The sequence below is a fragment of the Pradoshia sp. Z4_20 genome (genome assembly GCF_058216035.1).
Genome location: NZ_JBZAJD010000001.1, coordinates 1,151,406 through 1,163,468 on the forward strand (window position 1 = coordinate 1,151,406; position 12,063 = coordinate 1,163,468).

Here is a 12,063-nt window from a genome sequence, read left to right on the forward strand (position 1 = left end):
ATGTCCAAAGAATTTACAAAACAGCTGCTTTACATGAATGGTCATTGGACTCACGATTTAAATCAGAATTATCGGGAAAGCAAGAATCCTGCAACGAATGAAGCGGTGGGTATGTATGCAATCGCAACTTCAAGCCAGGTAGACCAGGCTGTACAGCATGCTCACCTTGCCTTTAAAAGCTGGAGACGAACACCCGCGCCGGAACGTGCTGTATTTTTATGGAAGGCAGCAGAATTATTTGAACGAAAAAGAGATCAATTAGCCGAAGTTATGACCAAAGAAATGGGGAAAGTTCTGGCGGAAACACGCGGGGAAGTGAATGTCGTCATAGAAACATGCCGCTATATGGCTGGGGAAGGTCGCAGAATGTATGGTGAAACCATTGCTTCCGGCAACAACAATCGAACGATTACGATGAATCGTGAGCCGCTTGGTGTAGTTGCATGTATCACTCCATGGAATTTTCCGGTAGCGCTTGCCGCTTATAAAATTTGTGCTGCTTTAATCAGTGGGAATACGATTGTGTGGAAACCAGCTTCTGAGGTTGCACTCTCAGCAGGTATATTTATGCAAGTCTTTCATGAAATTGGTCTCCCAAATGGGGTTTTAAATCTCATTACAGGGAGCGGCAGTCAGGTGGGAATGCAGCTTGCTGAACATGAAGATGTCAAAGTGATCTCTTTTACAGGCTCTACTGAAGTAGGCTTGCTGCTTTCACAGGTAGGTGCCAAACAATTAAAAAGGGTTTCCCTTGAGCTAGGTGGGAAAAATGCAGCAATTGTTCTACAGGACGCTAATTTAGATTATGCAGCAGAGTGTATTGTTAAAGGTGCATATGGAACAACTGGCCAAAAATGTACGGCGACAAGCCGGGTTATTGTTGAACAATCGATTAAAGAGGATTTATTGAAAAGGGTCGTAAAGTTAACGAAGGAATTGAAAATAGGTAATGGCCTTAATGAAAATATAGATATAGGTCCTTTAGTAAATGAGCAGCAAATGAAGGTGGTTGAGAAATACGTAAGGATAGCTACAGAAGAAGGAGCCTTATTGGAGTGTGGAGGAAAGAAATTAGCGAACGAAGAAGGGTGTTTTTTTGAACCAACTATTTTCAGTGATGTGAAAAAGGAACATACGATTGCTAAAGAAGAAATATTTGGACCTGTTCTTGCCTTTATTGAAGTGGACAGCTATGAAGAGGCGATTGAGGTTAATAATGATACGAAATATGGACTGTCGACATCCATTTTTACAAGCAGTTTGTCTATTGCCAACCGAGCTGCTGCTGAAATTGAAAGTGGATTGGTTTATGTGAATAACGGAACTGCTAATGCTGAAATTGGTGTTGCGTTTGGCGGGATGAAGTATTCAGGGAATGGCCATCGTGAAGTATCCCATCATGCTTTGGATAGTTTGACGGAATGGAAATCAGTGTATATGACTTATCTATAGGAGGGATTCCCTTGTGAAACAAATGAGGATTGGAATAGCTTTTTTTTATCATGAATCCCATAGTTTCTCTAGAACTAAGACGACTATTCAGGATTTTAAGAATGAGGGTTATTTTAAAGGGAACCAAATTTTTGACGTTTATACAAATACAAGGACAGAGGTTGGCGGGTTTATTGATGTTCTGAGGAAACTTGAAGAGGTAGAGATAGTCCCCCTTCTTTGTGCAGCAGCTGTTCCTTCGGGTCCGGTAACCTATGAAACATACGAAGAAATTGAAACAGAGCTTATGGGTTTAATGGAAGCGGCAGGAAAGCTTGATGGATTATTGATTGCCCTGCATGGAGCAATGGTCATTGAGGGAATTAATGATGCAGAAGAATATTTACTTTTAAAGATTAGAGCAAAACTTGGGGTAGATATCCCGATTGCAACGACCCTGGATCTACATGCCAATATTAGTCCGGCCATCGTTGGAATTACACCCTATCATTTTGGATTTAAAACCTATCCGCATATTGATATGTATGAGCAAGGAGTAAATGCCGCGAATGCATTAATGAATCATCTTTCGCTTGGCGTAGATTATGTAGCGAGATGTGTTAAAATTCCCATGCTGCTTCCCTCAATCAATATGAAGACAATGGAAGGTCCAATGGCAAAAATGATGAAGCTTGCTCACCGTTATGAAGAGGAAGATGGTATTTTAAACATTTCCGTATTTGGTGGATTTCCATATTCAGATGTACCGAGCGCAGGTGCAAGTGTGATAGTAATTGCTAAAAATCAGTTGTTGGCCGAACGTACTGCCAGTGACTTGGCCAAAATATTTTGGAAACTAAGGGAAGAATTTATCGTCAAATTGCCTGATGTTAAAGAAGCATTTCAGCTTGCGTTAGCAATGAAGAAAAATAAACCAATCGCATTAGCTGATATTTCTGATAATCCGTTGAGCGGTGGCAGTGGAGATACAACGAAGCTTTTGAGAGAATGTATAGAATACAATAGAGAGAAAACGCTTTTTGGAGCATTAACGGATTCTAAGGCAATTGATATATGTAGGAGTGTGGGAGTTGGTGGAACCGTCCAACTGTCACTTGGCGGGAAAATCTATCCTGAGTTTGGATTACCGGTTAATGTGCAAGCGACTGTTATCAGGTTAACTGATGGTGTATTTTATAATAGTGGACCATTTAATAAAGATTTGAAAGTAGATGTTAAGGGTGCTTGTTGGATTCGAGTAGGAAATATAGATATTCTCCTAATTGGAAGACCTATGTCTGCTAATGATCCTGAACTTTTTCGTCATATTGGGATAGAACCAAGTGCGTACAGGTATTTGATATTGAAAGCTAAAAATCATTTCAGGGCAGCTTTTGATCCGTTGATAAGTGAAGTCATTTATGTTGATGCACCGGGCGCGGCCACTAATAACATCGCACAGCTACCCTATAAAAATATCCCGGAACAAACATGGCCCTTAAAAAATATAGAATTTCTAAAGGTAGAAGAGAGGAAAAAATCATGACACAAACGAATTCGATGTATTACATTGAAATACCCGAATCCCTAACGCCTGCACAGCAGAACATGATGATGGAGCTCGAAAAGGATGCATTTCCTGGGTTGGGAGCGGTAGATGAACAAACACTGGTTCCTTTGGCGAGATACGGAAAACTAATCCTTTATAGACAACAGGGGGATGAACGACCAGTTGCGGTTTGTGAATGTATGAGAGATTATAATCAGCCGGATAAAGCTTATATATTTGGCTACTATGTACGGTCAGATCAGCATGGGAAAGGATTGGGGACACAATTTTTACATGAGGTTCTGAGCATTCTGAGGGATGATGGTTTTCATAAAGTCAGTTTAACTGTAAGCGAAGCAAACACGGCTGCTGTTAAATTATATAAAAACATCGGTTTTACTGTAAATGAATTAAGGTATGGTGAATTCGGAGACGGTGAGGATCGGTTGTATATGGAGAAAATTTTATAATCAACAACAGGACGTGTGACTAATCACACGTTTTTTTCGTTGATGATTATTGGCTGCAAAGGGACTATTACAGCCAGTGTGGCTCTTCTTTTTATAAAACAAAACCTTCAAATGAAGATAAAAAGTACCTTGATAAATAGATTGTATTGAAACATAAACAGATGAAAAAAATGAACGTTTTTGGGCATACTAGCAAGTGAAAGAAAAAAGCAAAATAAATTATATTTATATAATATAACTCGGTGATTTCCCTCACGTTTTATCATTAAAATACAATTCAATTGATAAATTTACTGTATCGACAGTAATTATGTTTGATCCTGATTACCGTTTATATAGAGAGTTTTTATTGAGTTTACCTAATGGGAAGAGCGGAAAATTTTAAAGGAATATGATAATAATTATAAATAAGCAATTGACAAATTTCTTTTTAATAATTATTATAATATAGTATTAAACATCACTTAGATGATGATATTGTTTAGGAGGAAATACGATATGTCACTTATTAATAAAAAATTAGAGGATTTTACAGTACAGGCTTACCATGATGGAGAGTTTAAAGAAGTAAGTCTTTCAGATGTTCAAGGTAAATGGTCAATCTTTTTCTTCTATCCAGCTGATTTCACTTTTGTGTGCCCAACTGAATTAGCTGACCTGCAAGATAATTATGATGCCCTTAAAGAAATTAACTGCGAAGTGTACTCCGTATCTACGGACTCTCATTTTGTACATAAAGCATGGGCAGACGCTACAGATACAATCGGCAAAATTAAATATCCTATGCTTGCAGATCCGGCGCATGTTCTTTCTCGTCAATTTGAAGTATTAATTGAAGAAGCTGGTCAAGCGCTTCGTGGAACATTCATTGTGAATCCTGAGGGTGAAATTAAAGCATATGAAATTCACGACCTAGGTATTGGCCGTAATGCTGAAGAAGTTGTGCGTAAAGTACAAGCTGCTCAGTTTGTTGCAGAACACGGTGATAAAGTATGTCCAGCAAAATGGACTCCTGGTGAAGAAACACTTGAGCCAAGCCTGGACCTAGTAGGTAAAATATAATTATTAATCATTTGCATTTATCTTTCTTAATGGAAGATGAGTGCAAATTTTATCTTAAGGACTGACAGCTGCTTGTCCAGTTTTTGAATGTTTTTTCTATCAGATGATCAAATGAGGTACTTAAAATGATAAGTACCTTTTTTATTAAAAAGTTTACTAAATTAGGTGAGTATTTTGACAAAAGGAATTTTAGATTTAATTATCATTGGCGGAGGTCCTGCTGGATTGTCAGCGGGTATTTATGCCGGACGTGGAAAATTAAACACTCTTATTATTGAAAAAGGAAATATGGGTGGCCAAGCTGCAACGACAAATGAAATTGTTAACTATCCGGGTGTTCGTAAGACGACTGGACCTTTATTAATAGAAGAAATGAAAAAACAATGTGAAGATTTTGGTGTTAAATTTACCAAAACAGATGTTACGGATGTTGACCTATCCGGAGAAGTTAAAATAATCAAAACGATCAATGGCGAGTATCAGGCAAGATCTGTAATCATTGCAGCAGGTGCAGGTCCTCGTAAACTTGGATTCCCTGGAGAAGCAGAATTCACGGGCCGTGGTGTTGCCTACTGTTCAACATGCGATGGTGAATTCTTCGAAGGATTAGAAGTGTTTGTCATTGGAGCAGGATTTGCCGCAGCTGAAGAAGCGATGTATTTAACCCGTTTTGCCAGCAAGGTTACCATTATTGCTCGTGAACCTGAGTTTACTTGTGCTCCTTCTATCGCAGATAAGGTTTTTGCCAACGAACATATAGAAGTTAAATTTAATACGGAATTGCTTGAGGTTTCAGGGAATGAGATGGTTCAGCATGCCCGATTTATTAATAATGTAACGAAGGAAGAATGGGAATACACAGCGAAAGAAGAAGATGGCGCATTCGGTGTATTTGTTTTCGTGGGATATCAGCCTAAGACAGAGATCTTTAAAGGTCATGTAGAAATGGATGAACGTGGTTACATTATTACAGATGAAGAAATGAGAACAAATATTAAAGGTGTATATGCTGTTGGAGATCTTCGTCCAAAATCTTTACGTCAAGTTATTACAGCTGTTGCCGATGGGGCGATTGCCGGAACAGACGTACAGAAATATGTTGCTGAAGAAAAAGAGCGTCTTGGCATTGTAGATGAGCCAAAAGAAGAAAAACCGGCAGAGAAAAAAGAATCTGCACCAAAAGAAACAGCTAAAAGTGGTAAGAGCAGCTTACTAAGCGATGCCATCAAAGGACAACTAAAAGGTATTTTTGCCAAAATGGAGAATGATGTAACATTAGTAAGTATTGTGGATGAAAGTATGCCTAAATCTGTAGAATTACGTGATTTCTTGATCGATGTTGCTGAACTTGGCGATAAACTTCATCTGGAAGTTTATCCAAAAGGCGAAAATACTGAAATGGAAACGAAAATCAATGCTGATAAATTCCCGGTTGTTTCGTTGCTTGATCATAAAGGGAATTACAGTGGCGTGAAGTTCCATGGTGTACCGGGAGGACATGAGCTTAATTCCTTTATCTTGGCCATTTATAACCTGGCAGGTCCTGGACAAGCATTAGATTCCTCTATCCAACAGTCAATTAAAGCAATCGATAAAAAAGCAAATATTAAGGTAATGGTATCTTTATCATGCCACTACTGCCCAGATGTTGTTGTGGGTGCTCAAAGAATTGCAATTGAAAACCCAAATGTCGAAGCAGAAATGATTGATATCAGTAACTTCCAGGATATTAAAAAGAAATATAAAGTAATGAGTGTTCCAGCCATGATTATTAATGATGAACAAGTAGTCTTTGGAGCTAAAAAAATTAATGAAATTGTAGCAGTGTTACAACAAGCTTAAACAATTAACCCAGCCTTACATCAAGGCTGGGTTTTTGTTTCTCCAGGTTTTTATGATCATGGTAACAGATGCAATGAGTGAAAGTAAAAAGATGATTATGCCTGCAATCTCATACAAATGCATGAATAAAATGAAGGCAATTATTTGAGTGACAGCAATGATTATTCCATAAATTGCGTTCTGTTTTTGATTCTTTTTTATGGCAATGAAGAGCTGGAGTGTAATGAAATTACTGATAACCATAATGGTAATTGCCAAAGTATAGTCCATTGTGGTAATGTTTGTCCCTTTTTCAACTGCGAAGATCGAATAAATCGAAATGGGAAGGGCACAAAGATTTATGCCTAATAAAATCAATACCCATATTATACGATACAAAATTTTTTGCATATATTAGACTCCTTGTTATATTCTATTTTACATTTTGTGCAATATAGAGATGGTTATACCCGACTATAAATACTTCAGTTTATATTGTTTGTATTCTTAAACAAATAACTAAATAAATGACGTGCAACTTGTAAATTATGGTAGAATTCACTTGATAGTTACAAAATTTAGAACTATTCATCAGTTTATCCATACGAATTTTGAAAAAGGAGATTACAACTTGTTAACAATTGAAAAAGCAATCTTTTGTGACGCTGAAAAATTAACAGAACTAATGAAGAAAACATTTGATGAAGAAGCAAAAAGATGGCTTATAGATCAAGAGATTGTGGATTGCAATATCCAGCCTCCTGGCTATACTTCAGTTGAAATGACTAAATATATGATCGAAGAATTATCCTATTACAAAATCATCTATAAAGAGGCTATAGTTGGTGGAGTTATCGTGACGATTACCGATAAGTCATATGGAAGAATAGACCGTATATACGTTGATCCAGATTTTCAGAATCTCAAAATCGGTTCCAGAGTAATGGAATTAATTGAGGAGAAATTTCCAAGCGTAAGACAATGGGACCTTGAGACATCCAGCAGACAGCTTAATAATCACCATTTTTACGAGAAATTGGGCTATAAAACGATCTTTAAGTCGGAAGATGAGTTTTGCTACATAAAGAGGAAAGAGAGTTTGACAAAATCTGATAATTCGGTAGAAAATCATGATATTTCAAATAAACCATATGAAAATTGTAATATGGCATATACAGAATGGTACCAAGTCAACTTAGAAGAGAGTTCTTTTAGTAACAGTAACTTGAGAAGTACTCATTTCAGTAACTGTAATCTTAGTCAGTCAAAATTCCAAAACATAAATTTAAAACACTCCTATTTTGCAGATTTAAACCTATCCTTTTCTAATATGAGATTAGTTACCCTTGCAGGAATCGAATTTATGGACACAAATCTTGGAGATGACAAAAATCCGATATCCTTTGTAAGATGTGACCTCCAGGAATCAAAGATTAGGAATTGTGACCTAAGTAATCTGGAAATCACGGAAAGTGAGATAACAGGAATGAAAATCAATGGTATTTCAGTGGAAAAATTGTTCGAAGTGTATAACCGAGAGTTGAAAAAGGAAAGTTTCGAATAGGTATATGATCAATTGTTTGAACAAGAATCACATGATCATATAAGGGGAAATTATTTAAATCAAGTAAGGTTAAAACTTAAATAATCACAAAGAAAAAAGAACGAAGATGGTGCGACTATTCACCATTCATCCGTTCTTTTTTGCGTTCTCTTCAAGTTTACTGATTCTTTGTTCGAGTTCTTCCATCCCTAATAGTTTGGATTGTCCATCCAGAAAAATATTGCATATTGACGTTAATAGGAAGCCACCGCCCAAACCAACAAGACACCCTACACCTGGAGACCCAATGGATAGTCCAATTCCAAGGCCAGTTAACAGACTGCCTGGAATAAGGTATTCAGTTAGTGAATGCTGTTTAGCCAACAAATCTCCTCCAATCTTTTTCGAAAGTTTATGTATTCTGGTTAATATTATAACAACTTTAATTTGCAGAATATATACATATTCTTGAAATTAACCTTATTTAACCATTTAGTATCTATAAACTTATTATTCAGCAGGAAACAGTTTTAAAAAAACGCCATGAGGATAGTGGTGAGGTTTCTCGAATAAGTAAAAAGGAGGTGGTTTACATGCTAATACAGCTAAGGTCATAAATTGTCAGATCATAAAATGGACCTTTACTGTCTTCTGATGAGATAACAATACCTTTGTAGCCGTTAGAGGTGAGCATTTCGCGAAGCAAGCTGCCTATTTTAAATTCGGTATCTCTAATAAATAATTTAATGTTTGTTCTGTTATTAACTCCAGATAAATTACGAATTTTATCGAATTGTTTATGGTATATATATGCACTTATCGTTTCGTAAGGTTGTACGAATTCATTGGTAAATGAATCATATAATTTAGCATAGTCCTCATCTTCAATAAATAAGAAGTATTCCGTATTGACGCGAAACTCTATGATGTTTGGTCCAAACTTTTTAGCCCAATGTTTACGTGTCGTGGCATAAATAGCATCACCATGCTTTTTTCCATGACTGAAAGAGGTCCGTAGTGTAAGGCCTTTATCGAGAATTTTTTCATAATTGGTAGTAGAGGTTCCATGAAATACATCAATCATCTAATCGCCTCCATATTTTTATTAATACCATCATCATAAATGAAAAACGCAAACTTTTCCATCTTAATATGTTGATTAACTGATTAACGAGAGGAGCAGGAATGAGTGAAATTCAATTTATTTGTGTAGATTGCCAGGAGCTATTCATGGAGGAAACGGATAAAAATTGTTGTACATGCGGCGGTCTGTTAATAATCAAAACAAGTAAAAGCATTTTTAAGGATAATTGGATTGTTGGTGAGAACCAGACGATGTGGAAGTACTATCTAGTAGTATCAGTACAAGCAAACAAACGTGCATGGGAGAAGGTATCATTAGGTGAGGGGAATACCGTGCTCGATAAATTGGACTCGGACAATCAGCACATCTACTTAAAATTAGAAAACACTTTACCAAGCCAATCTTATATAGATAGATGCTCAGCATTATTAGTGACTAAGTTACTAGAGAAAAAGATACAAAACATCCTTATAACGGAAGCCACTTGTATGAGTCTTTCTGTTGCTAAATATGCAAAACATGCTCAAATTGCCTGTGAGTTAGCTTTACCTGAAAATACAGCCTGTCAGCTGGTGGATGCACACAGAAATGAAGGAGTCAGAGTAAGCGATTTTGTTTCTGATCAAGAATCTGCTGCAAATAATTTTATTTTACCCGACTTTCACCCCTATATGATTGAGGGAGCAAAAACATATGCATATGAGATATGGGAGCAGTTGGGACACCGTCATCCTGATATCGTTACGTTCTCGGTTGAAACCAGTATGTTAGCAGTAGGTACTTATTATGGATTTAAGGATCTTTTAGAACATCATTTAATAGGAAAACTCCCCAGATTTATCATTGTCGACATTCAATCAACTTCTCTGCTTGTAAAAAGTAAAGCGGTATCTATCCCTCAACCCCTATATAAAGAATTGATAAAAATGATTAAAGAGACAGATGGACACTTACAGACCATTACGAAAACTGAAATCATTCAAGCCAGTAAAGCGCTTTTTATGAGAGGTTATCAGATAGATGAACAAAGTGCAGCAGCCTACGCAGGATGCATGAGATATTATCGAGACTTTTCAATCAAAAATGAATCGATTGTGATACCCCTTAGTAATTTTAGCGAGATAGGAAAATCCAAATAGTTTTTTGGGGTGATAAGATAGTTATGACAAAATCTAACGTTGAGAAGTATATAGCCTCCAAGCTAGAAAGGCTGGAAAAAACACAAAATCAATCAGGTTCATGGACATTCAACTTTGAAGGATCTTCATTAACGGATTGTTTTATGATCTTACTTATACGGACCTTAGGAATAGATGAAGAAGAATTAATGCATCAACTAGTGAAACGGCTGCTGCGCACTCAAAATGATAATGGGTCTTGGAGTATCTATCCGGATGAGAAGGATGGTAATTTATCTGCCACCGTTCAATCTTATACAGCCCTGCTTGTGTCAGGCAAATTTACTCGGATGGATGAGGAGATGAAGCGAGCTGAACAATTTATAATTAAGCATGGTGGAGTATCAAAATCTCACTTTATGACTAAAATGATGCTCGCAGTCAATGGAATGTATAATTATCCAAGCTTTTTTAAATTTCCGATGAGTTATTTTATGCTCCCGCCCCATGTACCTTTTAACATGTATCAATGCAGTAACTATGCCAGAGTGCATTTAACTCCTATGACCATCTGCATTAATAAACGATTTATGTATGAACACAAGGGGATAGATAAGAGTTTCCTTGATGGACAAGAAGGTGGATGGTTTAGAGAGGAACGTTTTTTTCAGACAGAACAATTGATTAATCAACTAAAGACCCTCAATTTTTCTCCATCCTCTTGGCAAAAAGCAGGCTATCAATCTGCAGAAAAGCTAATGATTGACCGGGTTGAGAAAAATGGGACACTGTATAGTTATAGTTCGGCTACCTGTTATATGATTTATGCTTTACTTGCCTTAGGGTATAAACGAAACTCACCGATTATTCTTAAGGCGATGGAGGGAATGAAGAGCTATTTAACGGATACACCTTATGGCCTTCATTTGCAAAATTCACCCTCCCTGGTGTGGGATACAGCTTTATTAAGCTATTCCTTACAAGAAGCGGGGGTTAAGGCAACCCATCCTGTTATCGATCGAGCAAATGCGTATTTGCTGAAAAAACAACAAAGCACGAGAGGGGATTGGACAGTACATGCTCCAGATGTGATTCCTGGGGGATGGGGATTTTCTGACAGCAATCATTATATACCGGATAATGATGATACAAGTGCGGTTTTACGAGCATTAACAAAGCAAAGTAAATTGAACCAACAAGCAAATCTTGCTTGGAAAAAAGGTTTCTCGTATTTGAAGGGCATGCAAAATAAGGATGGAGGATGGGGAGCCTTTGAAAAAGATGCCTATAATTCTTTATTTGCTTATCTACCAATCGAAAATGCAAAGGATGCCATCATTGACGATTCTACCTCAGACCTGACAGGTCGTGTTTTAGAATTTATGGGTAATTATGCTGGATTAACACATGACCATTCCTTTATTAAAAGAGCAGCTGCCTGGCTTCTGAAAGAACAATTATCAGATGGTAGCTGGTATGGAAAATGGGGTGTTTGTTATATTTATGGAACGTGGGCAGCGGTGACTGGACTATGTGCAATCGGAATCAAGCCTGAGCACCCTTCTATCCAAAAAGCAATCAGATGGCTGGAGTCTATCCAGCTGAAAGATGGAGGATGGGGAGAATCCTGTATGAGTGCAGATAAAGAACGTTATATCCCATTGTCCTACAGTACTCCATCCCAGACAGCCTGGGCATTGGATGCTCTCTTAGCAGCTAAGCGGGCAACTTCACCAACCATTCAGAAAGGGGTTAACTTTTTAATAAATGAAGAGTTATACCATCCTAATGCAAAGAGGTATCCAACAGGTCTCGGTTTACGGGGTGGTTTTTATATCATTTATGAAAGCTATAATTATATTTTTCCTCTGTTAGCACTGGGTCATTATGAAAAGAAACTGATTACTGACCATACATAGCTACATGGGAATGAGCGCGCTAATCCTAATTTTCTATTTTTTACTTGTTTTATGTTAGAATAGTGG

11 protein-coding genes are annotated in these 12,063 nt (G+C 37.2%); 8 read left to right on the plus strand and 3 right to left on the minus strand.

Translation table 11 applies throughout. The features are described 5' to 3' along the window. From AC4BHP_RS05495 to AC4BHP_RS05515, 5 genes are all read left to right on the plus strand, one after another. On the plus strand, positions 1 to 1,452 hold the full coding sequence (locus AC4BHP_RS05495) for an aldehyde dehydrogenase family protein (RefSeq protein ID WP_490551553.1): 1,452 nt from the start codon (positions 1 to 3) through the stop codon (positions 1,450 to 1,452). Positions 1,453 to 1,474: 22 nt separating this feature from the next. Then, positions 1,475 to 2,977, plus strand: coding sequence for a M81 family metallopeptidase (locus AC4BHP_RS05500; RefSeq protein WP_262365991.1), 1,503 nt, complete (start codon positions 1,475 to 1,477; stop codon positions 2,975 to 2,977). After that, complete coding sequence (locus AC4BHP_RS05505) at positions 2,974 to 3,450, plus strand: GNAT family N-acetyltransferase (protein WP_066103634.1); 477 nt, start codon at positions 2,974 to 2,976, stop codon at positions 3,448 to 3,450. Before AC4BHP_RS05500 ends, AC4BHP_RS05505 begins: the two co-directional genes overlap by 4 nt. A gap of 498 nt (positions 3,451 to 3,948) precedes the next feature. Continuing rightward, positions 3,949 to 4,512: an alkyl hydroperoxide reductase subunit C gene (gene ahpC / locus AC4BHP_RS05510; RefSeq protein WP_066103636.1), complete on the plus strand. Its 564-nt coding sequence runs from the start codon at positions 3,949 to 3,951 to the stop codon at positions 4,510 to 4,512. Between the two features lie 174 nt (positions 4,513 to 4,686). Further along, positions 4,687 to 6,354, plus strand: coding sequence for an FAD-dependent oxidoreductase (locus tag AC4BHP_RS05515; protein ID WP_490551557.1), 1,668 nt, complete (start codon positions 4,687 to 4,689; stop codon positions 6,352 to 6,354). A 15-nt stretch (positions 6,355 to 6,369) separates the two neighbouring features. Here AC4BHP_RS05515 and AC4BHP_RS05520 read toward each other — a convergent pair whose 3' ends face one another. After that, complete coding sequence (locus tag AC4BHP_RS05520) at positions 6,370 to 6,744, minus strand: hypothetical protein (protein ID WP_139891888.1); 375 nt, start codon at positions 6,742 to 6,744, stop codon at positions 6,370 to 6,372. A 274-nt stretch (positions 6,745 to 7,018) separates the two neighbouring features. Here AC4BHP_RS05520 and AC4BHP_RS05525 point away from each other — a divergent pair, with 274 nt between their 5' ends. Beyond that, on the plus strand, positions 7,019 to 7,897 hold the full coding sequence (locus tag AC4BHP_RS05525) for a GNAT family N-acetyltransferase (protein ID WP_490551674.1): 879 nt from the start codon (positions 7,019 to 7,021) through the stop codon (positions 7,895 to 7,897). Between the two features lie 126 nt (positions 7,898 to 8,023). Here AC4BHP_RS05525 and AC4BHP_RS05530 read toward each other — a convergent pair whose 3' ends face one another. Continuing rightward, the gene (locus AC4BHP_RS05530; protein ID WP_139891889.1) at positions 8,024 to 8,260 is read right to left on the minus strand and encodes a hypothetical protein; all 237 of its coding nucleotides are present in this window, start codon (positions 8,258 to 8,260) and stop codon (positions 8,024 to 8,026) included. A 205-nt stretch (positions 8,261 to 8,465) separates the two neighbouring features. After that, entirely contained in the window at positions 8,466 to 8,960 is a 495-nt protein-coding gene (locus AC4BHP_RS05535) for a hypothetical protein (RefSeq protein ID WP_139891890.1), read from the minus strand. A gap of 101 nt (positions 8,961 to 9,061) precedes the next feature. Between AC4BHP_RS05535 and AC4BHP_RS05540 the strand changes: the two genes are divergently transcribed. Then, positions 9,062 to 10,099: a threonine synthase gene (locus tag AC4BHP_RS05540; protein WP_490551558.1), complete on the plus strand. Its 1,038-nt coding sequence runs from the start codon at positions 9,062 to 9,064 to the stop codon at positions 10,097 to 10,099. A 23-nt stretch (positions 10,100 to 10,122) separates the two neighbouring features. Next, positions 10,123 to 11,997: a squalene--hopene cyclase gene (shc, locus tag AC4BHP_RS05545; RefSeq protein ID WP_490551559.1), complete on the plus strand. Its 1,875-nt coding sequence runs from the start codon at positions 10,123 to 10,125 to the stop codon at positions 11,995 to 11,997. Positions 11,998 to 12,063 lie beyond the last annotated feature (66 nt).